At 66.6% G+C, this 25,673-nt stretch carries 26 protein-coding genes; 5 read left to right on the plus strand and 21 right to left on the minus strand.

Going from position 1 to position 25,673, the window contains the following annotated elements; translation table 11 throughout:
- Nucleotides 1-191 precede the first annotated feature (191 nt).
- From QO033_RS03590 to QO033_RS03620, 7 genes are all read right to left on the minus strand, one after another.
- The gene (locus QO033_RS03590; RefSeq protein WP_284479561.1) at nt 192-383 is read right to left on the minus strand and encodes a hypothetical protein; all 192 of its coding nucleotides are present in this window, start codon (nt 381-383) and stop codon (nt 192-194) included.
- A gap of 496 nt (nt 384-879) precedes the next feature.
- Nucleotides 880-1,692 carry a metallophosphoesterase family protein gene (locus tag QO033_RS03595; protein WP_284479562.1) on the minus strand — a complete coding sequence of 271 codons (813 nt, stop codon included), beginning with the start codon at nt 1,690-1,692 and terminating at the stop codon, nt 880-882.
- A complete protein-coding gene (locus QO033_RS03600; RefSeq protein ID WP_284479563.1) occupies nt 1,689-2,486 on the minus strand; it encodes an ATP-binding cassette domain-containing protein in 798 nt (265 codons plus the stop codon). The genes QO033_RS03595 and QO033_RS03600 overlap by 4 nt, the downstream gene beginning before the upstream one ends.
- Nucleotides 2,483-3,451, minus strand: a complete 969-nt coding sequence (locus QO033_RS03605) for an ABC transporter ATP-binding protein (protein WP_284479564.1) — start codon at nt 3,449-3,451, stop codon at nt 2,483-2,485. The genes QO033_RS03600 and QO033_RS03605 overlap by 4 nt, the downstream gene beginning before the upstream one ends.
- Complete coding sequence (locus QO033_RS03610; RefSeq protein WP_284479565.1) at nt 3,448-4,269, minus strand: ABC transporter permease; 822 nt, start codon at nt 4,267-4,269, stop codon at nt 3,448-3,450. Before QO033_RS03610 ends, QO033_RS03605 begins: the two co-directional genes overlap by 4 nt.
- Complete coding sequence (locus QO033_RS03615; RefSeq protein WP_284479566.1) at nt 4,266-5,213, minus strand: ABC transporter permease; 948 nt, start codon at nt 5,211-5,213, stop codon at nt 4,266-4,268. The genes QO033_RS03610 and QO033_RS03615 overlap by 4 nt, the downstream gene beginning before the upstream one ends.
- 58 nt (nt 5,214-5,271) lie before the next feature.
- The gene (locus QO033_RS03620) at nt 5,272-6,753 is read right to left on the minus strand and encodes an ABC transporter substrate-binding protein (protein ID WP_284479567.1); all 1,482 of its coding nucleotides are present in this window, start codon (nt 6,751-6,753) and stop codon (nt 5,272-5,274) included.
- A gap of 414 nt (nt 6,754-7,167) precedes the next feature.
- Between QO033_RS03620 and QO033_RS03625 the strand changes: the two genes are divergently transcribed.
- Complete coding sequence (locus tag QO033_RS03625) at nt 7,168-8,340, plus strand: M20 aminoacylase family protein (RefSeq protein ID WP_284479568.1); 1,173 nt, start codon at nt 7,168-7,170, stop codon at nt 8,338-8,340.
- Between the two features lie 58 nt (nt 8,341-8,398).
- On the opposite strand, the gene QO033_RS03630 is transcribed toward QO033_RS03625, so the two are convergent.
- From QO033_RS03630 to QO033_RS03670, 9 genes are all read right to left on the minus strand, one after another.
- Nucleotides 8,399-9,481, minus strand: a complete 1,083-nt coding sequence (locus QO033_RS03630) for an ABC transporter ATP-binding protein (RefSeq protein WP_284479569.1) — start codon at nt 9,479-9,481, stop codon at nt 8,399-8,401.
- Nucleotides 9,478-10,485, minus strand: a complete 1,008-nt coding sequence (locus QO033_RS03635) for an ABC transporter ATP-binding protein (RefSeq protein WP_284479570.1) — start codon at nt 10,483-10,485, stop codon at nt 9,478-9,480. Before QO033_RS03635 ends, QO033_RS03630 begins: the two co-directional genes overlap by 4 nt.
- Nucleotides 10,482-11,942, minus strand: a complete 1,461-nt coding sequence (locus QO033_RS03640; RefSeq protein WP_284479571.1) for an amidohydrolase family protein — start codon at nt 11,940-11,942, stop codon at nt 10,482-10,484. Before QO033_RS03640 ends, QO033_RS03635 begins: the two co-directional genes overlap by 4 nt.
- Nucleotides 11,943-12,056: 114 nt before the next feature.
- Entirely contained in the window at nt 12,057-13,652 is a 1,596-nt protein-coding gene (locus QO033_RS03645; RefSeq protein ID WP_284479572.1) for an ABC transporter substrate-binding protein, read from the minus strand.
- A gap of 62 nt (nt 13,653-13,714) precedes the next feature.
- On the minus strand, nt 13,715-14,635 hold the full coding sequence (locus QO033_RS03650) for an ABC transporter permease (protein WP_284479573.1): 921 nt from the start codon (nt 14,633-14,635) through the stop codon (nt 13,715-13,717).
- Nucleotides 14,632-15,570, minus strand: coding sequence for an ABC transporter permease (locus QO033_RS03655; protein ID WP_284479574.1), 939 nt, complete (start codon nt 15,568-15,570; stop codon nt 14,632-14,634). The genes QO033_RS03650 and QO033_RS03655 overlap by 4 nt, the downstream gene beginning before the upstream one ends.
- Nucleotides 15,570-17,198, minus strand: a complete 1,629-nt coding sequence (locus tag QO033_RS03660) for an amidohydrolase (RefSeq protein ID WP_284479575.1) — start codon at nt 17,196-17,198, stop codon at nt 15,570-15,572. The genes QO033_RS03655 and QO033_RS03660 overlap by 1 nt, the downstream gene beginning before the upstream one ends.
- A 55-nt stretch (nt 17,199-17,253) precedes the next feature.
- A complete protein-coding gene (locus QO033_RS03665; RefSeq protein ID WP_284479576.1) occupies nt 17,254-18,210 on the minus strand; it encodes a 2-hydroxyacid dehydrogenase in 957 nt (318 codons plus the stop codon).
- Complete coding sequence (locus QO033_RS03670; RefSeq protein WP_284479577.1) at nt 18,207-18,977, minus strand: class II aldolase/adducin family protein; 771 nt, start codon at nt 18,975-18,977, stop codon at nt 18,207-18,209. The genes QO033_RS03665 and QO033_RS03670 overlap by 4 nt, the downstream gene beginning before the upstream one ends.
- Nucleotides 18,978-19,213: 236 nt before the next feature.
- On the opposite strand from QO033_RS03670, the gene QO033_RS03675 reads away from it, so the two are divergent.
- A complete protein-coding gene (locus tag QO033_RS03675) occupies nt 19,214-19,960 on the plus strand; it encodes a GntR family transcriptional regulator (RefSeq protein WP_284479578.1) in 747 nt (248 codons plus the stop codon).
- Between the two features lie 73 nt (nt 19,961-20,033).
- Nucleotides 20,034-20,381, plus strand: a complete 348-nt coding sequence (locus tag QO033_RS03680; protein WP_284479579.1) for a tautomerase family protein — start codon at nt 20,034-20,036, stop codon at nt 20,379-20,381.
- Between the two features lie 51 nt (nt 20,382-20,432).
- Here the strand turns inward: QO033_RS03680 and QO033_RS03685 are convergent, their stop codons facing one another.
- From QO033_RS03685 to rbfA, 4 genes are all read right to left on the minus strand, one after another.
- A complete protein-coding gene (locus QO033_RS03685) occupies nt 20,433-20,804 on the minus strand; it encodes a DsrE family protein (protein ID WP_284479580.1) in 372 nt (123 codons plus the stop codon).
- A gap of 139 nt (nt 20,805-20,943) precedes the next feature.
- The gene (gene truB, locus QO033_RS03690) at nt 20,944-21,849 is read right to left on the minus strand and encodes a tRNA pseudouridine(55) synthase TruB (RefSeq protein ID WP_284479581.1); all 906 of its coding nucleotides are present in this window, start codon (nt 21,847-21,849) and stop codon (nt 20,944-20,946) included.
- 90 nt (nt 21,850-21,939) lie between these two features.
- Nucleotides 21,940-22,677, minus strand: coding sequence for a phosphodiester glycosidase family protein (locus QO033_RS03695; RefSeq protein WP_284479582.1), 738 nt, complete (start codon nt 22,675-22,677; stop codon nt 21,940-21,942).
- Complete coding sequence (gene rbfA, locus QO033_RS03700; RefSeq protein ID WP_284479583.1) at nt 22,674-23,069, minus strand: 30S ribosome-binding factor RbfA; 396 nt, start codon at nt 23,067-23,069, stop codon at nt 22,674-22,676. Before rbfA ends, QO033_RS03695 begins: the two co-directional genes overlap by 4 nt.
- 90 nt (nt 23,070-23,159) lie before the next feature.
- Between rbfA and dapB the strand changes: the two genes are divergently transcribed.
- Nucleotides 23,160-23,969 (plus strand): 4-hydroxy-tetrahydrodipicolinate reductase, encoded by an 810-nt coding sequence (gene dapB, locus QO033_RS03705; protein ID WP_284479584.1) that lies wholly within the window; start codon nt 23,160-23,162, stop codon nt 23,967-23,969.
- Between the two features lie 130 nt (nt 23,970-24,099).
- On the opposite strand, the gene QO033_RS03710 is transcribed toward dapB, so the two are convergent.
- Nucleotides 24,100-24,297, minus strand: a complete 198-nt coding sequence (locus QO033_RS03710) for a DUF1674 domain-containing protein (protein ID WP_284479585.1) — start codon at nt 24,295-24,297, stop codon at nt 24,100-24,102.
- Nucleotides 24,298-24,381: 84 nt separating this feature from the next.
- Between QO033_RS03710 and QO033_RS03715 the strand changes: the two genes are divergently transcribed.
- Nucleotides 24,382-25,656: an RsmB/NOP family class I SAM-dependent RNA methyltransferase gene (locus tag QO033_RS03715; RefSeq protein WP_284479743.1), complete on the plus strand. Its 1,275-nt coding sequence runs from the start codon at nt 24,382-24,384 to the stop codon at nt 25,654-25,656.
- Nucleotides 25,657-25,673 lie beyond the last annotated feature (17 nt).

Genomic DNA, 25,673 nt, shown 5'->3' on the forward strand with positions numbered 1-25,673 from the left:
CGATTCGACCGGTGAGGTAGCTCAGCTCTACGCTTAAGGTTGCATAAGGGGGGAAGAATATGGCGCAAATTTGACCGACTTTGGGATCAGTTGCGATTGCCGTCACGGAAGCTTCGCATCTGCAGAAAACCCGCGCGGGCCGAAGGCAGCCCACCCCTGGACGAACCGCGCCGCCCGCACCGGTTCCCGCGTCAGTTGCGGAACGGGTCCCCCGCGTCGGGGTCCAGGTCCAGCCAGTAGAACAGCCCGTCGGGGCCACCGTCGGAGACGCAGCGCATCAGCCGGCGCGGCCGGTCGGTCACCACATCCGGCCGAACCGGCACCTCGACCGTCACCAGCGCCCCGGCGGAATAGGCCAGACCCGAGAAAAAGCAGAACCGCATTTCTGCCTGTTCAGGCAAGGGGCTGGCCCCCAGCGGCGTTGGCGGGTCACCTGCCCCGGCAGCGGCCACGGGCATCGCCCCCGCCACGGCCAGCGCCAGCGCACAGCCAACTGTGCCTCCTGCTCTCCGCCTGTCAGCCCAGCCATGCCGCATGTCGCGCTCCCTTCCTGATCCTGCCGCAGGCTAGGCCCGAGGCCGTGAAAACCCAAGTCGGAAAAATACCACCTCAAGTTGCATACATTTCCCCGCCTCGGCCTGCGGGGTCAGTAACCGGCGCGCGATCTACGGGATTTCCACAGGGTTTCAGACGTTTCAAAACTATTTTGATATAACTTTAACGAGCCCGGCCACCGCCGGATTTGCTGCCGACCGCCTGCACAACGGGCCGCCGGAGCGCCCGGAAACACCGCCGGACCATGCCGGCGATTCCCCTCCCGCCCCGGCGCACTGAGCCCGGCGCACCGCGAACGGAGCCCGTGGCCCCGCTCCTTCCCGGTCAGGAAAACCCGCTCAGCAGATCGTCGGGCAGCTCCCGGATCAGCGAACGCGGCCGCAGCGAGGAGAAGGTGACCTGAACCCCCTCAGGCAGCAGGTCGCAGATGGCGAAACCGCCATCCTCCAGGATCGTCATGCCGCGCGCCCGGGTCTCGTCGACGCCGGATTGCTGGCCGATGGTGGAGACCACCGGGATGCCGCGCCACAGCGTCACCCGGTTGGTGTGGATATGGCCGGTCAGCACCGCCGCTACGCCGCGCCCGGCCAGCAGATCGCCCAGCCGCGCGGTGGTGCCGGCATCGAGGGTTTCCCAGGCATAGGGTGCGTCGGGATCGAGCCGTGGCGGATGGTGGATCGCCACAATCTTCGGCAGATCCGGGTGCCGCGCCAGCATCTCCTCCGCATAGTCCAGCTGCGCCGGGCTGAGCCCGCCGCTGACCTGCCCGGGCTGCAGGCTGTCCAGCAGCACCAGATGCAGATCGCCGATCACCGCGTCATGATCGACCGTCGCCTCCGGCCCGGCCGGGTGATCCGGGAAGGTGGTGAAAAACGCCTCCCGCCGGTCATGATTGCCCAGTGTATAAAGGACCGGCATCTTCAGCCCGGCCATCATCCGTGCCAGCAACCGGTAGGAGGCCGGATCGCCGATATTGGTCAGATCGCCGGAGGCCACCACCGCATCGGGCGCCGGAGTCATCGCCGCGATAATGCCCACCATCCGCTCCAGCGTGGCGACGGTATCGGCATACTGATGGCTGTCCTCGGTCTCCGGCGCGGTCAGGTGGATATCGGTCAGATGCAGGATCCGGGTCATGCCGCGCCCTCGCCCTGCAGCTCCAGCCGCGCCGCCGTCAGCAGGGTATGGGTGTATTCGTGCCCCGGTGCATTGAGGATTCCCGCCGCCGATCCCTGTTCGACGACCACACCATTTCTCAACACCAGAAGATCGTCGCAGAGGCTGGAGACCACCGCCAGATCGTGGCTGATGAAAAGGATGCCGAGCCCCATTTCCTCCTGCAGGTCCATCAGCAGGTTCAGGATCTGCGCCCGCACCGAGACATCCAGCGCCGAGACCGCCTCATCCGCGACCAGAAGCTTCGGCCGGGTGACGATGGCCCGGGCGATCGCGATCCGCTGCCGCTGCCCGCCTGAGAACTGATGCGGGAAGCGGTCGACATCCGCCGCCCGCAGCCCCACCTGCTCCAGCGTGCGGGCGATCAGCGCCGGATCGGCCGTACGCCCCGCGGCGCGCAGCGGCTGCGCCACCGACCAGCCAACCGAGCGGCGTGGGTCCAGCGATCCGAAGGGGTCCTGAAAAATCATCTGGAACTCGGGCCGCAGCGCCTGCAGCTCGCGCCGGGTCAGCGCGTGGATGTTCTTGCCCTCGAACAGCACCTCGCCCGCGTCCGGCGCCTCGAAGGCCATCACCATCCGCGCCAGCGTCGATTTGCCAGACCCGCTTTCGCCGACAATGCCCAGGGTCCGCCCCTGCGCGATCTGAACCGAGACGTTATCGACCGCCACCAGCGGCGCTTCCTCCTGAAACAGTCGCTTGCGCGGGCGCGGATAGCGGCGGGTGACGCCACGGATATCGAGAAGAACGCTCATTCCATCGCCCCATCCATCACTTCGGGCACCCGGTGGCAGGCACAACTCCGGGATCCACCCACCGCATGGATCGCCGGGCGCGTCCCGGCGCAATGCGGCAGCTCCACCGCGCAGCGGCCGGAAAAGCGGCAGCCCGGCGGCAGATCGGCCAGCGCCGGCACATTGCCCGGGATCATCGGCAGCCGCTTGCGCAGCTCACCGCCGGTGATGGTCGGGCGGGCATGCAGCAATCCCTTGGTATAGGGGTGTTTCGGGTCGGAGAGCACCTGCCCCACCGGCCCCATCTCGACGATCTCGCCGCCATACATCACCGCCACCGTCTCCGCGGTGCGGGCGACGGCGGCCAGGTCGTGGCTGATGAAGACAAGCATCATGCCCCGATCCCGTGCCAGCCGGGTCAGCAGATCGGTGATCCTGAGCGCGACATGCGCATCAAGCGCGGTGGTCGGTTCATCCGCGATCAGGATGCCGGGATCGCAGGCCAGCGCCAGCGCGATCAGCACCCGCTGCCGTTGTCCGCCGGACAGCTCGTGCGGATACTGCCGCAGCTTCTCCTCCGGGTCCTGGATGCCGGTCTCCTCGAACAACTCCAGCGCCCGGCGGCGAGCGTCGGATTTGCTCAGGCCCAGATGCAGCCGCAGCGGCTCCATCACCGTGTCGCCCACCCGCCGCAGCGGATTGAGCGCCATCATCGGCTCCTGAAAGATCATCGCCACCTTGCGCGCGCGCATCTCGCGCCACTCGCGGTCGGCGGCGCCGGACAGGTCGTGCGCGTCGATCGTCAGCCGGCCGCTCATCGCCGCCTGCTCCGGCAGCATGCCCATCAGTGCCAGCCCCAGCATCGACTTGCCCGAGCCGCTTTCGCCGACCAGCCCCAGCCGTTCGCCGGGCGTCAGCGTCAGGCTGATCCGGCGCAGCGCCTCGGCCTCGCCGAAGCGGACGGAAAGGTCCTGAACCTCGATCATGCGCGCCCCCGTGCCAGCCGGGGATCGGAGACATCGCGCAGCCCGTCGCCCAGAAGACCGAAGCCCAGCACCGCCGCGATGATGCAAAGCCCCGGATAGATCGCCAGCTGCGGCGCCAGATACATCAGCGTCTGCGCCTCGTTCAGCATCCGCCCCCAGGAGGGCATCGGCGGCTGCGCACCAAGGCCCAGATAGCTCAGCGCCGCCTCGGCCAGGATGGCGACGGCGAATTCGATGGTCGCCTGCACGATCAGCGCGGCAGAGATGTTGGGCAGCACATGTTCCACGGTCAGACTGAACTGGCTGGCGCCGGCCGCCCGGCCCGCCAGCACGTAATCGCGGGTCCAGATCTGGTTCGCCGCCCCCCGCGCCACCCGTGCGAAGATCGGCACGTTGATGAAAGCGATCGCCAGGATCGCATTCGACAGCGACGGGCCGAAGGCCGCCGCCAGCATGATCGCGAACAGCAGCGCCGGAAACGCGAAGCCCAGATCCGCCAGCCGCATGATCGCGGTTTCCACCCAGCCGCCGCAGGCAGAGGCGGTCAGCCCCAGCGCTGTGCCGATGGCGCCGCCGACCCCGACCGCGATGAAGGCTACCGCCAGGGAGTTGACCGAAGCCGCCATCAGCAGGCTCAGCACGTCGCGGCCCAGCTGATCGGTGCCCAGCCAATGCGCCGCCGAGGTGGGGCGGAACTTCTCCGTCACGCTCAGCATGGTGTGATCATAGGGGGTCCAGACCAGCGACAGCAGGGCCACCGCGCTCAGCACGATGACCAGAAAGGCCCCGATCCGCAGGTTGATCGCCCGGGTCGTCATGACAGCCGTCCTTTCAGGCGCGGGTCGATCAGCACATAGGCGATATCGACCAGGAAGTTCGTGGTCACCACGATGGCGGCGAACAGCACCACCAGCGCCTGCACGGTGAACAGGTCCCGGTTGGCGATCGACTGGAACACCAGCCGTCCCAGCCCGGGCAGGTAAAAGACGTTCTCGATCACGATGGTGCCGGTCACCACGCCCGCCACCTGCATGCCGACGATGGTGACGATGGGCACCAGCGCGTTGGGCAGGATGTGACGGCCGAGGATACGGCCCCGCGTCATGCCGGAGGCGCGGGCGGTGCGGACGAAATCCAGCCGCATCACCTCCAGCGCAGAGGACCGCGTCACCCGGGCCAGCACCGCCGATTGCACCAGCGCCAGCGCCGTGGTCGGCAGGATCAGCGACCTCAGCGCCGCCACCGGATCGTCCCAGCCGGGAAAGCCGCCGGGCGGCAGCCAGCGCAGTTTCACCGCAAAGAGCAGCACCAGCAGCATCGACAGCCAGAAGGCCGGCACCGCGATGCCCAGCTGGCTGACCAGCATGATCAGCCAGTCGCCGGCCCGGCCGTGGTTGGCCGCCGCGATCACCCCCAGCAGGATGCCCAGGGTCACGGTGGCCAGCGTGCCGAAGGCGGCCAGCGACAGGGTCAGCGGCAGCCGCTCCAGGATCAGGTCCGAGACCGGTACCCGGAAGAAGTAGCTAGTTCCGAAATCGCCCCGGACCGCGCCCCAGATCCAATGCAGATAGCGCAGCCAGATCGGGTCATCGAGGCCGAGCTGCGCCCTGAGCGCGGCGCGGGCATCCTCGGTGGAATCGATGCCGAGGATGGTCACGGACGGATCGCCGGGAAGAACGTTCATCACCAGGAACACAATGACCGAGATCGCCAGGATGGTGGCCAGAAACCCCAGCGTACGTCTGAGAAGGAATACTTGCATGCAAAAACGCCAAAGCGCCGGGGGCAATCACCCCCGGCACAGGTTTCAGGAACGGGACTTACTGGATGCTGACGCCGGCCAGCGGCTGGAACAGCACCGGCGAAGAGGCCCAGAAGCCGTCGACGCCGTCACGATAGACCCCCAGCTTCGGCAGCTGGAACAGGAAGGCATGCACGGCGTTTTCGGCCAGATAGGTCTGCGCCTGCTTTTCCAGTTCATGGCGTTTGGCCGGGTCGGCCTCGGTCTTGATCTCGTCCCAGAGGTTGTCGAAGGCATCCGACTGATACCCGTAGAAGTACTTCGGCCCGCGGGCAAAGTTGCTCAGGTCGTTGGGCGAGGTATGGGCGATGATGGTCATGTCGTAGTTCTGCTTCTTGTAGACCTCGTCGATCCAGAAGCCCCATTCGACATTCTCCACCTTCACGGTGACGCCGGCCCGGGCCAGTTCCGCCTGCACGATCTCGGCCGAGCGGGTGGCATAGGGGAAGGGCGGCACCCGCAGGGTGACTTCGCCGCCTTCCAGGCCGGATTCGGTGAACAGTTCCTTCGCCTTCGCGGTATCGTGCGGGTACATGCCGGTCAGATCGACATAGGCCGGGCCATGCGGCGGGTAGAACGAACCGATCGGCACCGCGCGGCCGTACATCGCGCCCTCGATGATCTCGTTGCGATCGATGGCATAGGAGACCCCGCGCCGGGCGTTCAGATCGTTGAACGGCGGCTTGCCGTTGTTCAGCGCCAGGATCACCTCACCCTCGGTCGACCCGACGACGACCTTGAACCGCGGGTCCATCTCGAACTGTTCCAGCAGCTCCGGCGCCGGGAAGCCGGGGAAGGCATCCAGTTCCTCGGCCATCAGCGCGGCAGTGGCGGCCGCCGGGTCGGAGATGAAGCGGAACTCCACCTTGTCCAGCGAAACCGAGTCCGCGTCGCGGTAGCCGGCGAATTTCTCCAGCGTCAGGCGATCGCCGCGGGTCCAGCCGGCAAAGGCGAAGGGGCCGGTGCCGACCGGATGGGTCACATCGTCGGCGGCACTTTCCGGCGCCACGATCGAGGCCGCGCCCTGGGCGATGTTGAACAGGAAGAAGGCGTCCTTGCGCTTCAGCTTCATCTCGACCGTCAGCGGGTCGATCACGGTGACGCTTTCGATCGGTTCGAAGATCTTCTTGGTCGGATTGACCGAGTCCTCCGCCATCGCGCGGTCGAAGCTGAATTTCACGTCCTCGGCGTCGAAGCCGGTGCCGTCATGAAACTGCGCCCCTTCGACCAAGCTGAAGGTATAGGTCAGCCCGTCGTCGGAAATCGTCCAGCTTTTCGCCAGGTTCGGCTGCACCGCACCGCTTTCGTCAACGGTGGTCAGCGCCTCATAGACGTTATGGGCCAACATGCCGGAAATCGAGGCGGTCGCATCGCTGGTCGGGTCCAGAACCGTCGGCTCCTGCTGGGTGCCGATGCGCAGGGTGCCGGCGGCCAGCGCCGGGGAGGCCAGCGCGGCGGACGTCAGAAGCGCCGTCAGGACGGTGGTGCGAAACATGGTCATTAGGTAATCCTCATTGGCAGAGCGTGGCCGCTGCATAGGGTGTCGCTGTTAACTGAATGTGACAAAACTGCGCTTTGTCTGAGAGGTTTGCGGGGGGAGAAAGATCCCTCGCGCGGGGCCGGAAGGGCGCGGGGCCCGGCCCGGGCCGCCCGGGGGCCGGAATATGTGCGACAGGTTCCATTTGTAACAGTTTTATGACAGTTCTCGCATAGCGCAAATTAATTCTGCTCAGCGAAAGGTGCGTTTTCACGGACTGCGGTGGATTTGACCATGCCCCTCCCCATCCGACGCGCTCTGCCCGATCGGATGCAGGCCGCGTCTCCGCCGCACCGGCAGCCCCGCGAAAACCGCCAAAGCGCTTGTCTTCCGGGCAAAATCCGCAACACTTCGCGCAACAGAACAAGGAGCCCGACCATGCCCGTCCTCGACGATATCGCCGCCTTCGCCGGAGAGCTGAACGACATCCGCCACGATTTCCACGAACACCCCGAGCTCGGGTTCGAAGAGGTGCGGACCTCCGGCATCGTCGCCGAGAAACTGAGGAGCTGGGGCATCGAGGTCACCACCGGCATCGGCAAGACCGGCGTCGTCGGCGTGCTGAAGGGCGAGCGGCCCGGCAAGACCATCGGCCTGCGCGCCGATATGGATGCGCTGCCGATCCACGAGGAAACCAACCTGCCCTTCTCCTCGAAAACGCCCGGGGTGATGCATGCCTGCGGCCACGACGCCCACACCACCATGCTGCTGGGGGCCGCCAAATACCTCAGCGAGCATCGCGATTTCGCCGGCACCGCCGTCTTCATCTTCCAACCGGCGGAAGAAGGTCTGGGCGGCGCCCGCGCGATGCTGGCCGACGGGTTGTTCGAGAAATTCCCCTGCGACGAGATCTACGGCATGCATAACGCGCCGCATCACGACGCCGGCATCGTCGGGGTGAAGAAGGGCAAGGCGATGGCCGGTTCGGATTTCTTCGACATCACCATTACCGGCCGGGGCAGCCATGGCGCCCGCCCCGAGGGCAGCCGCGACCCCATCGTCATCGCCACCACGCTGGTGCAGCAGATTCAGTCGATCGTGTCGCGCAATGTACCGCCGACCAAACCGGCAGTGATCTCGGTCACCAAGATCAACGCCGGCGCCGCCTATAACGTGATCCCCAACAGCGCCACGCTGGGTGGCACCATCCGGTTCTTCCACCGCGAGGTCGGCGAGCTGATCTCGGAGCGGATCCGCGCGCTCTGCGCCGGCATCGCCAAGGGCTATGAGGTCGAGGTCGATGTCCAGATCCGCAATGTCTTCGACGTGCTGGAGAACGACGCGACACTGGCCGATGCGGTGGTCGCCGCCGCCGCCCCGGTGGTGGGCAGCGACAAGGCCGCGCTGAGCGACGAACTGGTTATGGGATCGGAAGATTTCGCCGACATGCTGCGGGTGGTGCCGGGCGCCTATTGCACCGTCGGCCACGGCGGCGATGTGCAGCTGCACAACCCCGGGTTCTTCATCGACGATGCGATGCTGCCGGTGGGGGCGAATATCTACGTCAACCTGGTCCTGGATCGCGGCGCGGCAGCCAAGGCCGCCGCCTGATCCCAAAGCTCCTGAGAGCTGATCGAAAGTCTGGCCGGGGGCCTGAGGACGATACGCCTCAGGCCTTTGCCGTTTCTGCCGCCGCCGCGCGCGCCGCAGCGAGCACCCCCAACCGTGCGCTCAGCGTGGCGGAGGCCGGTGGCGCGGTTTCCAGAACCACCGGCGCAGGCTCATCCGCGTGATGACAGGCGACCAGCGCGCCACCGTCGCCGACCTGGCGCAGCTCCGGCCGGGCCTGGCTGCATTCGGCGGTGGCCAGCGGACAACGCGGGTGGAAGGCGCAGCCCGACGGCGGGTTCAACGCCGAGGGGGCATCCCCTTCGGCCGCCTCGACCGCGGTCCGCAGGCCCGGCACCGGCCGCGGCGCCGCCGAGATCAGCGCCCGGGTATAGGGGTGGCGCGGATCGGCGAACAGCTGTTCGGCCGGTGCCTGCTCAACGATCCGGCCCAGATACATCACCGCCACGCGGTCAGCGATATGGCGCACCACCGACAGGTCGTGGCTGATGAAGACATAGGCCAGCCCGAGCTTCTGCTGCAGATCCTGCAGCAGGTTCACGATCTGCGCCTGCACCGACACGTCAAGCGCCGAGACCGGTTCGTCGCAGACGATCAGCCGCGGCCGGGTCGACAGCGCCCGGGCGATGCAGATCCGCTGCCGCTGACCGCCGGAGAACTCGTGCGGGTAACGGTCGGCGTGATGCTCTGACAGGCCCACCGTCTTCAGCAGGTCGGTCACCCATTTCTGCGCCCGCTCGCCCGAGGCGACGCCATGCAGCAGGATCGGCTCCATCAGGGTTTCGCGCACCGTCATCCGGGGGTTCAGCGATCCGAAGGGATCCTGAAACACCATCTGCATGTTGCGCCGGGCCGCCTGCAGCTTGCCCGGCGACATCTCGGTGATCTCTTCGCCGTCGAGCTTGACCGACCCTGCCGTCGGCTCCAGCAACCGCATGATGGCGCGGCCGGTGGTGGACTTGCCGCAGCCGGATTCGCCGACGATGGCCAGCGTCTCGCCGGCTGCGACGGTGAAGGAGACATCAGAGACCGCCTGCACCACATTCTTCACCTTACGGAACATGCCGCCGCCCAGGGGGAAATGCTTGGTCAGCGACTCGACTTCGAGAACCAGGGGTTTCATGCCGCGATCTCCTCGATGGGCGCGCGCCAGCAGGCGACCAGCCGGTCGTCGCCGATCTGGCGCAGGGGCGGTTGTTCCATCCGGCATTGCTGGGTGGCCAGCGGGCAGCGCGAGGCGAAGCGGCAACCTTTCGGCATTGCCCAGGGCGGCGGCACCGATCCGGGGATGGTTTCCAGCCGCGAGCCCTTTTCATCCAGCCGCGGCACCGCCGCCATCAGCCCCAGCGTATAGGGATGCATCGGCGCCTCAAAGAGATCGCGGGCAGAGGCGCGCTCGACCACCTTGCCGGCATACATCACCACCACCTCGTCGCAGGTCTCCGCCACCACGCCCAGATCGTGGGTGATCAGCATGATCGCCGCGCCGGTGCGATCGGACAGATCGCGCATCAGATCGAGGATCTGGGCCTGGATCGTCACGTCCAGCGCGGTGGTCGGCTCATCCGCGATCAGCAGTTCGGGATCGTTGGCCAGCGCCAGCGCGATCATCACCCGCTGCCGCTGCCCGCCTGAAAGCTGGTGCGGAAAATCGTCGACCCGTTTCGACGGAGATGGCAGCCGCACCAGATCGAGCAGCTCGATCGCCCGGTCGCGCGCCGCCTTGCGGTTGCGCTCACCATGGGCGCGCAGGCTTTCGATGATCTGATCGCCGATGGTGTAGACCGGGTTCAGCGAGGTCATCGGTTCCTGAAAGATCATCCCCATGCGGCCACCGCGCAACGCCCGGCGTTCCCGCGCCGACATGGTCAGCAGATTGCGCCCCTCGAACAGCACCTCGCCCCCGGCATAGCGGCCCGGCGGTGTCGGGATCAGCCCCATGATACCCAGCGAGGTCACCGACTTGCCGCAGCCGGATTCGCCCACCACCCCCAGCGTCGCCCCCCGCTTCAGAGAAAAGCTGACGCCGTCGACGGCGCGGAACACGCCGCCCTCGGTCTTGAATTCGATCTGGAGGTCTTTCACCTCCAGGAGCGGGGCGTCGGTGGCCTGGCTATCGGGGCTCATGCGTCGTCTCTCCGGTCTGCATAGGTGATGGGGGCGGCCTCTTCATGGCTGCGGTGGCGGAAATCCAGCTCGCGGAACTGTGCCTCGGCCCGGCGCTGCGCCGCTTCCAGCGCCTCCAGTTCGGTGTCGAGATCGAAGGCGAGCGCCACGCCGTCGCGCACCACGGCGCGGCCGTCGACGAAGGTATCGGTCACCGCCCGTTCGCCGGCGACATAGATCAGCGAATTCAGCGGATCGCGCAGCGGACGCATCGCCCGGTGTTTGATGTCGGCCAGGAACAGATCGGCCTTCATCCCCGGGGCGAGCCGGCCGATATCGGGCATGCCCAGCACCTTGGCGCCGCCGATGGTCGCGGCATCGAAGGCGTCCGCAGCGCGGATGTCATAGACGTCGCCGGTCATCAGCCGCGAATTGATCAGCGCGTGACGGATCTCTTCCAGCATGTTGTGGGGATAGGTGTCGGTGCCGATGCCCATCGGGATGCCGGCGCGCAGATAGCGGCCGAAGCTGCGCATCGCCACGCCTCGGCGCTGGAACACCGTGGGACAATGAGCCACCGCCGCGCCCGAGGCGACGAGCCGGTCGAAATCCTGCGACCCCGGCCAGCCGGCCCAGGGGTGATCGTTCAGAAAGATGCCGTGGCCGATGATCAGCCCGTCGGTCAGCACCCCCAGATCGTCCAGCCATTCGATCGGGGTACGGCCATGGCGCGCGGTGATCTCGTTGAATTCCACCATGCTCTGGGCGGCATGGATCTGCATCTTGATGCCACGGGCCTGCGCCTCGGCGAAACTGTCGCGGATCAGCTCGGCCGAGCAGGTGTCGATCTGCGCCGGCGCAATCATCCCCGACAACCGGCCGGAGGGATGGGCGGTGGCGGCGTCGATCACATCCAGCGCCTCGGCCATGGCGGTGCGGCCGTCATCCTCGGCCCAGTCATACTCCACCGAATGGCCGGTGCCGGTGAACCAGCGGGCAGAGCGATACATCGGCGCCGCCACCGCGCGCAGCCCCGATGCGGCCAGCAGATCGACCCAGCCGTCATAGGCGACCGTCAGATCGACGATGGTGGTGACCCCGGACAGGGCCAGTTCGCTGAAGGCCACTTTCGAGGCGGCCAGCGTGCCCTTCAAATCCGGGCGGAAGAGCGGCATGAATTCGTAAAGCGACGACATCCTCAGCCCGGGAGAGCCGAGTTCGTCCAGCATCCCCTTGTTCATCGGCTCGGAGGAGGGATGCGAATGGATATCCACCAGACCGGGGCAGACCAGCCGGTCGCGGCCGTCGATCTCCTCGGCGACGGGCCCGTCCCAATGGCCGCCGACCTGCAGGATGCGGTCGCCGGCGAAGGCCAGGTCCTGCCCTTCGATCAGCCGATGGTGTCCCGTGGTCTCGTCCCAGGCCACGATAAAGGCGGCGTTGCGGATCACGGTGGCGGGCGTGGGCGTCTCGGTCATGCGCGGCGGCGTCCTCGGAGCGTTTCGTCAGGCGGGGAAAGGCAGGGCCGGAGCGGCCCCGCCGGGGATCGCTGCTTCCCCGGACGCATCACCGCGCCCGGGGAAGACCGGCGATCACTTGTAGGCCAGCTGCAGGCCCTTATAGAGACCGGCACCGTAGATGTTGTGCGCCTCGAACGGCTTGAGCTTGTTCACATAGGCGATCTGCATCGGCTTGTGATAGATCGGCAGCCAGACGGCGGCTTCGTGCACCTTCTTCAGGACCTTGCCGTAGTCCTCGGCTCGCTCGGCGGCACTGACGGCGGTGGAGCCTTCATAAAGCAGCGTGTCGGTTTCCGGATCGTTCCAGTTCATCCGGTTCGGCGACGGCATGTTGGCCGACCGGAAGTAGAGGTTCAGCGCATCCCCGGCCGAGATATAGGGGAAGCCCATGGTGAACAGGTCGAATTCCTGCGTCGCCAGCTTGCCCCAGGCAACGGTGGCATCGAAGGCCTGGATCTGCAGGTCGATACCGACCTTCAGCAGGTCCGCCTGCACCGCCTCGACCACCTGCTGCCACGAGCCGGTGAAGGAATAGGCGATCGGCTGCAGCAGCTTGCCGTCCTTTTCACGCTTGCCGTCGGCATTCAGGGTCCAGCCGGCTTCGTCCAGCAGGGCGGCGGCCTTCTCGGGATCGTACTTCAGCAGGATCGAGTCGATCTCGGGGTTGTAGTCCAGCGCGCCCGACGAGATGTAGGAATAGGCCGGCTCGACCTCACCGAAGAACAGATCCTCGGCCATGGCCTCCTGATTGACCGCCAGGTTGATCGCTTCGCGGACCTTCACGTCATCAACCATGTCCTTGTCGATCTTGAAGCCGATGAAGTTGGTCCAGAACGCCTCGTCCGAGCGGACGACATCGACCATCGGCGCCTTGCGCAGCTTGTCGACGCCGATGAAGGGCACATAGGGGCTGACCTGCGCCTGGCCGGTCAGCAGCGCGACGGTGCGGGTCGCGGCCTCGGGCACGACCTGCCAGGTCACCTTCTCCACCTGCGCCGGGCCCCGATTTTCGTAGTTCGCCGGGCCCCAAGTGTAATCGTCGTGCCGGGTCATCACCAGCTTGTCGCGCGGGGTCCAGCTTTCCCAGCAGAACGGGCCGGTGCCGTTGAAGCCGGTCACCCCGAAGTCCTTGCCCAGTTTCTCGACCGTGTCCTTGTCGACGATCGAGCCGAAGCTCTGCGCCAGCTGGTAGAGCAGTTCCGAATGCGGCGCGTTCAGCTCGTAGACGACGGTGGTGGCATCGGGTGCGGTGATCGATTTCACATCGCCCATCCGCCAGCGCACCGGCGATTTGGTCTCCGGGTCCTGCCAGCGGTTCAGCGAATAAGCGACATCATCGGCGGTCATCTTCTTGCCGTCGCAGAAGGTGACATCGTCCCGGATTTTGAAGGTATAGGTCAGGCCGTCCTCGGACACCGTCCAGCTTTCCGCCAGCAGCGGTTCGATGGTCTTCATGTCCTCGGCCAGGCCGACGATGGTATCGGCCAGCATGAACAGCACTTCGGAGGCGGCCAGCGCGGCGGTGCGCGGCGCGTCGTAGTGGTTCGAGTCGATCTCGCGGATGATGGTCAGTTCCTGGGCCGTGGCCGGCAGGGCGACGGCCGTCGCCATGGCGGCAAGCCCGAGACGCAGGCGCGTCCTGAGGGAGGGGAGGCGGGAAAGGGTCATTGTGGAAGGATCTCCTTGTTGGGTCGCTCGGATGTTATCGTTTGGCTGCCCGCATCCGCGGATCAGGCCTGAAGGCGCGGGTCGAGCACATCCCGCAGAGCATCGCCCGCCACATTCGCGGAAAGGACGATGACGAAAATCAAGACCGAGGGGATCACCGCGATATGCGGCGCGAAGAGCAGGAACTCCCGCCCCTGAGAGGCCATCATGCCAAGCTCGGCGGTGGGCGGACGGGCGCCGAGGCCGAGGAAGGACAGCGTCGCCCCGATCAGCACCACCTGGCCGAAGCGCAGCGAGATGAAGATCATGATCGAGGAAATGCAGTTGCGCAGCAGGTAGCGGCTGAACAGCGTCAGATCCGACAGGCCGACGGCGCGACCGGCCTCGATGAACTCCTGCTTCATCACGCCCACCGCGATGCCGCGGGCGATCCGGGCGCAGTCGGGCACCGAGGACACCGCCAGCGCGATGATCACCGGCACGATGCCCTGACCCATCACCGCCACCAGCGCCAGACCCAGCAGGATCGCCGGGAAGGATAGCAGGATGTCGACGCCGCGCATCACCCAGGGGTCCAGCTTGGCATAGAAGGCCGACAACAGCCCGATCAGCGATCCGATGGCACCGCCCAGCCCGACCGAGATGAAACCGATCAGCAGCGTCAGCCGCGATCCGTAGAGCAGCCGCGACAGGATATCCCGTCCCTGCCCGTCGGTGCCCAGCAGATACTGCGATTCCCCCATCGCGCTCCAGGCCGGCGGCGTCATCACCGACCGCGAGTTCAGCGCCGGATCGAAGGGCGCGATCCAGGGCGCCAGCAGCGCGCCGAGGATGATCAGCGCCAGCACCAGCAGCGCCAGCGCGGCGGCGCGGTCGCGCAGCAGGCGGCGGAACCAGTGGGCCCGGGCCGGCGGCGCAGCGCTGGCGGTGCCGTCCTCGGTGGCGGCGGTAATCTCTTCGGGGTCGGTTGCTGCCAAAGTCACTTGCGTACCCTCGGGTCAAGGATCGAATAGAGAATATCGACGATCAGGTTGATGGTGATGAAGCCCAGGGCGAACAGCAGGACGGTGCCCTGCGCGACGGTGAAGTCGGAGGACAGGATCGCCCCCACCGCCAGACGCCCCAGCCCGGGCCAGGAAAAGATCGACTCGGTCACCACGGCGCCACCCAGCAGATAGCCGGCCTGCAGGCCGATCAGGGTGACCACCGGGATCAGCGCGTTCCGCAGCCCGTGTTTCAGCACCACGTGGATTTCGGACAGCCCCTTGGCCCGCGCCGTGCGCACATGATCGAGCTTGAGAACCTCCAGCACCGAGGACCGCGTCATCCGTGCCACCGGGCCGATTAGGATCAGCCCCAGCGACAGCGCCGGCAGGAACAGCGCCATGAAGCCCTCAGGCGTGTACCAGGGCCCCGGCCTGCCGATGAAGGGGAAGATCGGCCAGACCACGCCCAGATACTGGATCAGCAGCAGGCTGATGAAGAAGATCGGCAGCGACACGCCGGCCACCGACAGCCCCATCACGACACGGTCGGCGATGGAACCGCGCAGCACTGCCGCCAGCGTCCCCATCGCGACGCCCATCGGCACCGACCAGATCAGGCTGGCCAGCATCAGCTCCACCGTCGGGCCGATGGCGGCGCCCAGCTCTTCGGTGACGGCCTTGTTTGAAATCATCGACCGTCCCATGTCGCCCACCGCCATCCGTTCCAGATAGGACCAGAACTGGACCAGAACCGGCCGGTCGAGCCCCATCTCCTCGCGGATCTGGGCCACGACCTCGGGCGTTGCGGTGGGGCCCGCGACCACCCGGGCTGGATCGCCCGGGACCAGTTGCAGCAACAGGAAGCCGAACAGCAGCACCCCGATCAGAACCGGGATCGACAGCAGCAGTCGGTCGATGATGGCGCGTCCCATCAGGCCGCACCCTCACGGCTGTAGACGACTTCACCGCCCAGAATGGTCATCTCGCATTTGGCGTCCAGCAGCGCCTCCGGCGCGACCTCGAAGAAATCGGTGTCGAAGACCGAGACATCGGCCAGCTGCCCGGGGATCAGGCGGCCCTTGATCTCTTCGTCGTGGACGCCATAGGCGCTCTCGTAGGTGTAGCAGTGCAGCGCCTCGGCGACGCTCAGACGCTCCTCCTCGCCCATCGACTGGCCGGTGTCGGACTTGCGCGCGATCATCCCGTAGAGCGAGCTGAGCGGGTTGGGATCGGTGACCGGGCAATCGGTGGAGCCGGAGGGGTGCAGGCCGGAGTCGTACCAGGTCTTGAACGGATAGCTCTTCTTCGGCTTGTCCGGCCCCATGCACATGAAATAGCCGTCACCGAAGAAATACAGGAACGACGGCTGACCGGCGGGGATCACCTTCATCGCCTTCATCTGTTCCAGCTGCTCCGGCGTGTGCCAGCCGCAATGTTCGATCCGGTGGCGACGGTCCTCGGCCGGTTCGGCGGCATAGGCCTTTTCATAGGCCGACAGCACCATGCCGATGGCGGCATCGCCGATGGCATGCGGCGCCATCTGATAACCCATCTTGTGAGCCTTCATCACCAGCTCGTCGGTCTGCTCCTGGTTCAGGCAGGGCACGCCGTAATTGTCGGGTTGCTTGTAATAGGGCTCGCTCATCCAGGCGGAGTAGCCGCCGATCGAGCCGTCGGTGAAAATCTTCACCGGCCCGATGCGGAACATGTTATCGCCGGCGCCGGTCACCAGCCCCTTGCCATAGGCGTAATCCAGGATGTTGCGTTCCAGATCGCCCATCAGCGTCCCGGCGACACGCACTGGCAGGCGGCCGGTTTCATTCGCCTTGAGATAGGCGTCGAGTTCGCCTTCGCCGATGCCCATGCCGATGGCGGCCTCCATCACCGAGGTGACGCCGAGTTTCAGCAGCTCCTTGCCGCCACGCTCGATGGCGTCGACCAGATCGTCGACGGTCGGCTGCGGCTGCGCCTGCATCACCGGCACGCGGGCGTTTTCCAGCAGCAGGCCACTCAGCTGGCTGTCGTCGTCGCGGCCGATATGGCCGCCGTAGGGATCGGGGGTGTTGTGCCCCAGCCCGCCGGCCTGCAGCGCCAAGGTGTTGGCGACAGCGGCATGGCCACAGGCCCGCGACAGCATCACCGGATTGTTCGGCGCGGCGGCGTCCAGCTCGGCCTTGTGGGGGTGGCGCAGCTCGGCCAACTTGTCGTGATCATAACCGCGACCGATGATCCAGGCCCCCGGAGGCAACTGTTCCGCCGCCGCTTTCACCCGCGCCAGGATGGCGTCGATGCTGCGCACCCCGATAACCGGGCGCAGATCGACCTGCAGCAGGTTCTGGCCGTAGAGATAGAGGTGAAGATGCGCATCGTTCAGTCCCGGCACGGCAAATTTGCCGGTCAGGTCGATCACATCGGTCTCGGCCCCGGCCAGGGCACCGATCTCCTCGGCGGACCCGGTCGCCAGCACCTTGTCGCCGTCGAAGGCGATCGCCTCGGCGAAGCCCTCCTTCAGGCCACACCAGATCTTGCCGTTGGTGAGAATGCGGGTGGGGGTGGTCATTTGCGAACCTTTCAATGGAAGCTTGTCGGATGGGCCGGGGTCATGACGGCGCCGTTCAGTAACCGGCGCCGCGGTCGACGGCGCCGGGCGGTGCCATCCCCTCGGTCAGCGCGGCAAAATTCTCGGCCAACTGGCGCAGGATTTCCGACCGGGTGGTGTCAGAGGCCTTATGCGGGGTGATCAGGATCTCCGGCCGTCCCCAGAACGGGTGATCCTCGGGCAGCGGCTCCTGCCGAAACACGTCCATCACCGCAGAGGCGATGCGTCCCTCGTCCAATGCGGCCAGGAAATCGGCCTCGACCAGATGCTCCCCCCGGCCGATCTGCACCAACGAGGCGCCCTCGGGCATCAGCGCGAAGAAATCGCGGTCCAGCAGGTCGCGGGTCTCTTCGGTCAGCGGCAGCACGTTGACCACGATCTGCGACTGGGCGGCCACCCGCTGCGGCGCGTCCGGCCCCGAGATCAGCTCGACCCCAGGCTCGCCCGCCCCGTCGGAGCGCCGCGCCGCCACCACGCGATAGCCCATCGCCGCGATGGCTCGGGCGCAGGCCCGCCCCATCAGGCCAAAGCCAAGAACCCCGACCGTCACCTGCGACGGCAGCACCGGGCGGAATTCGCGATCCCAGCTGCGGGTCTTCTGGTTCTCCACATAGGTGCCCATGTGCCGGTGGCACCAGACCACGCTCCAGGCCGCGAAACCGGCCATCATCAGCGCCTGTTCCTCGTCGCGGATACGCACCACCACCGCGTCCTGCGGCAGCGACGGGCAGGCCAGGATCGAATCCACCCCCGCGGCGATGGACGAGACCAGCCGGAGGTTGGGATAGGCGGCAAAGGCGTTCTCGGTCGGCGCCCAGGCCAAGGCCACCTCAATCGACGCGGGATCGTCGATTTCCTCGGGGCGCAGCAGGCGAATTTCGGGATGATCCGCCTCGCCGAGCCGGCCCGCCAGATCGAACACCGAAGAGAGCGCCACCACCGGAATCGGGAAACGCCCGGACATGTCGGTCATTGATCGAAATCCGGATGGCGTTTCTTGCACATCCGCAGATAGGCGGCCCATTCCGAATCCGGCTTGCCGGCGGCCTGATGCGCCTCGATCCAGTGCTCCTCCTGCGCGGCGGTGAACTCGGCCAGCTCGTCGGACAGGACATTCGGGGTCTGGCTGCTGCTCATCACCGCGATCTGCGCCCGACAGGCGCGGTCGAGGTCGATCATGGTGCGGAAGGCCTCGCCCACGGTCCGACCGCAGGTCAGCAGCCCGTGGTTGCGCAGGATCATCGCCCGCTTGTCGCCCAGGTCGGCAACGATCCGTTCGCGCTCCTCAAGGTTCAGCGCGATGCCCTCATAGTCGTGATAGGCGAGTCGATTGAAGAACGGCGCCGACCACTGGTTCAGCGGCAGCAACCCTTCCTTCATCGAGGCGACCGCGACGCCGGCCACCGTATGGGTGTGCAGCACGCAGGCGATTTCCGGGCGGGCGGCATGGATCGCCGAATGGATGGTGAAGCCGGCTTTATTGATCCCCGCACCATAGGGGTCGTTCAGGACCTCGCCCTCGATATTGATGGTCACCAGGGTGCTGGCGGTCACCTCGTCGAAGCGCAGGCCGTAGGGGTTGATCAGGAAGGCATGCTCGCCCTCGGATTTCGGGGCCTTGGCCGAAATATGCGTGAAAATACTGTCGTCCATGCCGAATTCGGCAATCAACCGGTAGGCGGCAGCCAGTTCCACCCGTTCGGTCGGATGAGCGGTCGCGAGTCGCTCTTGCAATCCCATTCGTGTCTCCTTCATTGCCGCGGACGCTCAGGACTGCGGCATAGTGTCCTTAATGATGAGGCTACGATGCGATGTTTTATATTTCAACTGTCGACAATCGACGGTTTGGAAGTTTCACTGGAATTTCCGTGAATAGGCACATATTGTCCCCAAAACGGGCAGCGCCATTTAGTATCAGTACGGATCGGCGGCAGGAGGTCCCGCCACTGACCCGAGCGAGAGGAGTACCGACCGCCATGCATGATCAGCGCCCCTCCGGCCGCCAGTTGTTCGACGCCCTGCAACCCGCCGATCTGGCAACCCGGGTTGCCGATGAAGTGCTCGACGCGATCGGCGACGGCCGCCTGCGTCCCGGTGACAAGGTAGCGGACGCAAGACTGGCGAAGGAACTGGGAATCTCCCGCGCCCCGGTGCGGGAAGGCCTGCGCCTGCTGGAAAGTCAGGGACTGATCGTTTCGCATCCCCGGCGCGGGTTTTTCGTGCATTCCTACGATGCAGATGAGCTGAAGGAAGTCTACGACCTGCGCGAATGCCTGGAGCTGCACGCCGCAGAGGCGGCGATGAGCCGGATGACCCCGGCGGATCTGGACCGGCTCGCCGCGCAGGTGAAGCTGCTGCACGATCTGGCCACCGAAGGGCAGACCCAGGAACAGGTGGTGCAGGATTTCGCCTTTCACCGCATGCTCTGCGAACTGGGCGGCAATTCCCGCATCCTGCGGCTGTTCGATCAGATCGCCGCCGAGATGCGCGCAGGCATCGCGCTGGTCGGCCAGCTCTACAGCGATCCGTCAGAGATTGCCCGCACCCACGATCCGATCATCGACGCGCTGCGCGCCCGCGATGTCGACCGGCTGCGCGAAGAGCTGCGCGAGCATCTGCAGGACGCCCAGATTCACGTTGTCCGGCTGTTCCGCACCGGCGCGCTGAATCCCGCCCGGACCGAAGACCTGAGCGAGGCGGAGCGCCGGCTGATCCTGCGCTGAGGGCCGTTGCCCTTGCCGCCGCCCCGGCGCCGGACTAGGCACGAAACGCAACGATCCCGGAGGCAAGACGGCCATGCCGCATTTCATTCTCGAACAGGGCAACGCCCTGACCACCCCAGAGGCCCGCACCGATGCGATGCGCATCGCCGGCGAGGTGGGCGGCGCCTGCGATTTCATCGAGGCCTCCGACATCAAGCTGCGGATTTGCGATACGGCGGATTTTCTGATGCTGGACGGGCGCCAGAGCTATCTGCACCTGACCGCCAAACTGCTCTCCGGCCGCACGCCGGAGCAGAAGGAACAGCTGGCGATCGGCCTGCGCGCGGCGCTGGCAGAGCGGTTCCCCGAAATCGACAGCATCAGCATAGATGTCGTCGACATGGATCCCTTCCCCTACAAGAAGCACCTGCGCGCGTTGTGAGTTCCGCCGGGGCGGGCGAGCCGGAACCGGCCCCCGTCCCGGCGAAAAGGCTCAGGTGATCTGCAGGGAGCCCTTGGCCTCCATCAGCAGATCGACCACATCGGGGGCGGTGATGATCTCGTAACTCGGGACCATCTCCTCGGCGGTGAAGCCGTTGTGGATCATGCAGGAGCCGCAGACCCCGATCCGGCCGCCAGCGGCCAGGAACTGCTCCAGCAACTCGCCCGCCGGCGAAAACGGCTTGCCGATGTCGATGCCGTCCAGCATCCCGGGCTTGCCCAGTTCCACCGCTTCGACCATCAGCAGCACCATCGCGCTGTGGCCCTTGTTCAGTGCGTTCAGCGCCATGGTGAAGGCAACCGTGATCTTGTTCGGGTTGGAGGTGCCGTCAAACAGCGTAGCGACGAAATCCACGGGTTTCATGTGAGTCTCCTTTCACGCGGGGAAAGGCCCCGCTGCGCCGCGGAGCCTCGCGCCAAAGAGACGAATTCGCAAGATCGAATATATCACATTCCCGGGGGAGCGACGCGATGCCGCCCTCGCCGCCCCGGGGCCTGCCGGCTCAGGTCAGGAAAACCCGGCTGGGGTGCAGTTCTCCGGCCTTGAAGATGCCGACCGCGACAGCCTTGCCCTGATAAGAGGCCCAGCATTCGTCACCGTATTCGACCTCTCCCGGCATCACGATTCCCGGGTTGCCGTTTCGCAGCCGGGCCGCGCCGTCGGCGGTGCATTTCACCTCGGGCAGATCGGCCAACCCCTGTTCCAGCGGCAGCAGATGATCGTCCAGCGCCGGGGTCCGGGCCAGTTCGTCGACCTGATCGATACTGATGCCGTCCTCGGCCTCGAAGGGCCCGGACCAGATCCGGCGCAGCCGCACCACATGGCCATGACAGCCCAGGGCCTCGCCCAGATCGCGGGCGATAGAGCGGACATAGCCGCCCTTGCCGCAGGTCATCTCCAGCTCGACGTGATCGGCATCGGGGCGATCCGTCATCACCAGCTCCTCGACCCAGAGCGGCCGCGCCTCGACCTCGAAATCCTCCCCCTCGCGGGCGAGCTTATAGGCGCGCTGGCCGTCGATCTTCACCGCCGAGAATTTCGGCGGCACCTGCATGATATCGCCGATGAACCCGCCGAGCGCCGCCTTGATCTCCTCGTCCGAAGGGCGCGCATCGCTCTCCGCGATCACCTCGCCCTCGGCATCGTCAGTGTTGGTCGCCTGCCCCAGCCGCACGATGAACCGATAGGCCTTCAGCGCATCGGTGATATAGGGCACCGTCTTGGTCGCCTCCCCCAGCGCCACCGCCAGAACCCCGGTCGCCTCCGGGTCAAGCGTACCGGCGTGACCCGCCTTCTTCGCCTCGAGCGCCCAGCGTACCTTGTTCACAACGGCGGTCGAGGTCATGCCCGCAGGCTTGTCCACCACCAGCCAGCCGGAAATATCGCGCCCCTTGCGTTTGCGTGCCATGTCGTCCCCGTTCGAGCCCCTGAAGATGAGGCCGGGGGCCTAGCCCATGGTCTGCCGGCTGTCAATTTCGCAATTGCGGCATGCCGGCGTTCAGCCCGCCGGTTCCACCACGCCGACGATCGGCCCCAGATCGAACCCCGGATCGTTGCGCCCGATCCCCGGCGCATAGAGCCGCGAGACATTGCCATCGAAATAGAGCGCCTGCGGCAGCTGCAGCGCATCGCGGAAGAACCGCCCGAAATCGTAAAAGGTCACCGCGCTGCGCGACAGGACGAACACCGCACGGCGGCCGTCGGCGCTGGTGCCGACCCCGTTGCGCACGTAATGCGATGTACTGTCGGGCAGGAACCGCGGGTGCAGCTCCCCGTCGATCACCAGCATCGGCCCCGATTGCGTGGCATCGCGGCAGGCGGGCTTTTCCTCGATGAAGCGGCGGGTTTCGAACACATCCGCCCGCCCCGGCCGGATGCAGAAGACGCCATTGGGCAGCAGGCCGAAATTTCCGGGCCCCGCATTGGGGATCACCCGCATCAGTTCCTCGCCGTTCTCGACATAATGGCCAACGGGGGAGCGGTCCTGATGATACATGCCGGCGTTCATCGCGAAGACCAGCTTTTTGCCGGCCGCCGCCAACCGATCGTTCACCGCGCCGAACTGGCCGAGGATCTCGCCAGCCTCGTCCCGCAGGAACAGCCGCAGATCCTCCTGCGCGGCATCCACTTCGCAGAGCGTATAGAGATTGCCCTCAAAGCGGGTGTCCCGGCACTCGACCGCGCCGGCCGCAGAGGCAATGCTCAGCCCCAGCAGGATCAGCGCGGCGCGGATCACGTATCCAGGTCCCGGCGCACCGCCTCCTGCGACAGCATCCGGCGGGTGTCGTCCATCTGATCGAAGGTCTGGTCCAGCTGGAACCGCAGATCGGGGGCGTATTTCAGCCCGGTCTTTTTGCCGATGATGCGCCGCAGCTCGCCCTTGTTGCGGGCCAGCAGCTTCAGCACGTCGTCCTGCCCCTGACCGCCCAGCGGCAGCACATAGGCGGTGGCGATCTTCAGATCGGGAGAGATTCGCACCTCGCCCACGGTCACCGACATGCGGTTCAGGTCCGGGTCATGGATATCGCCGCGCGCCAGCACCTCGGCCAACGTGCGCCGGATCAGCTCGCTCACCCGCAATTGCCGCTGCGAGGGGCCTGCACCATCGTGGAATTTGTTCTTTGCCATGGTTCCGATCTAGGCGCTTGGCGAGGCTTTGCCAAGCGGCGCCTTAAGCGTTAGGGATTTGCCGGTGATTTGCAACGAAAGGGCGCCGAGATGACATTCAAGCCGGGGATCGTGGTGACCGGGGCATCGGGCCGGATGGGGCAGATGCTGATCCGGACCGTCAGCGACAGCGACAAGGCGCATCTGGTCGGCGCGGTGGAACGCGCCGGGCATTCCTGGGTCGGCCGCGATGTCGGCGAGGCGATGGGCGGCGCGCCGCTCGGCGTCACCGTCACCGACCAGCCGCTGGAGGCCTTCGCCCAGGCCCAGGCGGTGATCGATTTCACCACACCGGACGCGACGCTGGAATTCGCCGCCCTTGCCGCCCAGGCCCGCGCCGTGCATGTGATCGGCACCACCGGCATGACCGAGGCGCAGATCGCCCGGCTGGAACCGGCGGCACGCCACGCGGCGATCATCCGCGCCGGCAACATGAGCCTGGGGGTCAACCTGCTGGTTCAATTGACGAAACGGGTGGCCGCGGCGCTGGACGAGGATTTCGATATCGAGGTGATCGAGGCGCACCACCGCCATAAGGTCGACGCCCCCTCGGGCACCGCGCTGATGCTGGGCGAAGCTGCCGCCGAAGGCCGTGGCGTCGCCCTGAGCGAAGTGGCCGACCGGGGCCGCGACGGCATCACCGGCGCGCGCGAACGCGGACACATCGGGTTCTCGGCGATCCGTGGCGGCGATATCGTCGGCGAACACGACGTGCTTTTCGCCGCGGATGGCGAGCGGATCGTGCTGCGCCATGTGGCGACGGACCGGGCAATCTTTGCCCGCGGCGCGCTCAAGGCCGCGCTCTGGGGACAGGGACAGGGCCCGGGCCAATACGACATGGTGGATGTGCTGGGGCTGTAACCGCCCGCCGGACCCCGCCGCCACGCGCGGCGGATCGGCCTCGGGTTCCGGGTGCCGCCGACCGGCATGATGGCCCGGGCCAGTCTGACCCGGCGCCGCCACGGCCCTGACCCGGAGCTGATTCGCCGGCTCAGAAGTCGATGGCGATGCCCTTTTTCTCCCAATCGCCGTAGCGCACCGGCTCGGGGCCGTCGCGCCCGCCCAGTTCCTTCGGCATCGGATTGGCCTTCGCCTCGGCCTCGGCCTTCCGGCGCCGCTCGGCCGCTTCGGCCAGCGCCCGCTGCGCGGCGGGGGGCAGGTCGGCGGGGATATCGTCGCGTTCACTCATGGCGGGTTCCTTTGTGCTCTGCCTGTGATATACGCCCCTGTCGCCGGGGGACAAGCCGGGCGGCGCAACCTGATGGGAACGATTATGGACGACAGCGCGACAGCGGCGCGGCGCAGCGCGATCTATCTGCTTGATCAGGTGCTGGGCGAGGAACGGCTGCTGTCCGAATGCCTGGCCGCCGGCGCGCTGGACCGGCTGGAGCCCGCAGACCGCGCCCGCGCCCAACGGCTGGCGCTGGACACACTGCGCGGGCTGGAACGTTCCGACCGACTGCTGGCGAAACACCTGAAACGGATGCCGCCGCTGACCGTGCGCAACGCGCTCAGGCTCGGCACTATGGAGCTCTGCCATGGCGCCGCCGCCCATGGGGTGGTCAATGCGATGGTCGAAATCGTCGGCCGCAACCGTAGGTTGTCGCATCTCAAGGGGCTGGTCAATGCGGTGCTGCGCAAGATCGCCGCCGACGGACCCGAGGCTTGGGCAGCGCTGCGGGCGCCACGGCTGCCAAAATGGCTGCGCAGCCCGCTGGTCGCCGCCTGGGGTGGCCCCGCCGTCGCCGCGATGGAGACCGCGCATCTGGCCGGCGCGCCGCTCGACATCACCCCGCGCCCCGGTGCCGAGGGTGCCGAGACCGCCCTGCCACAGGCCGAGGCGCTGCCGACCGGCTCGCTCCGGCTGGTCGATGCCGGTCAGGTCTCGACCCTGCCGGGCTATGATCAGGGCACCTGGTGGGTGCAGGATGCCGCCGCCGCCCTGCCCGCCCGGGTGCTGGCGCCGGCGCCCGGCGAAACCATCCTCGACATGTGCGCGGCCCCCGGCGGCAAGACACTGCAATTGGCCGCCGCCGGCGCCGATGTCACCGCGCTCGACATCTCCGACGCGCGGCTGAACCGGCTGCGCGAGAACCTGTCGCGCACCGGGCTGCAGGCCAGGGTCGTGGTCTCGGACGCGCTGGAGCATGCCGGGCACTACGATGCCATCCTGCTGGATGCGCCCTGTTCGGCCACCGGCACCATCCGCCGCCACCCCGACCTGCCCTTCGCCAAGGACGGTTCCGACTTCGGCGGGCTGATCGAACTGCAGACGCAAATGCTGCTGCATGCCTGGGCGCAGCTGAAACCCGGCGGGCGGCTGGTCTATTGCACCTGTTCGCTGCTGCCCGACGAGGGCGAGGTCCAGATCGAGGAGGCGTTGGATATCCTCCCCGACGCCCGGATCGACCGCGATGCGCTGCGCCTGCCCGGCGTCGATCCGGAGTGGATCACCGAGGAGGGCGGCCTGCGGCTCAGGCCCGATTACTGGCCCGAGCGCGGCGGCATGGATGGATTTTACATCGCTTGCCTGCGCAAAACCCCCTGACCCCGGGTTTCATAAGT

Origin of the sequence: Pseudodonghicola flavimaris (assembly GCF_030164425.1) — a bacterium.
Taxonomy (GTDB): domain Bacteria; phylum Pseudomonadota; class Alphaproteobacteria; order Rhodobacterales; family Rhodobacteraceae; genus Pseudodonghicola; species Pseudodonghicola flavimaris.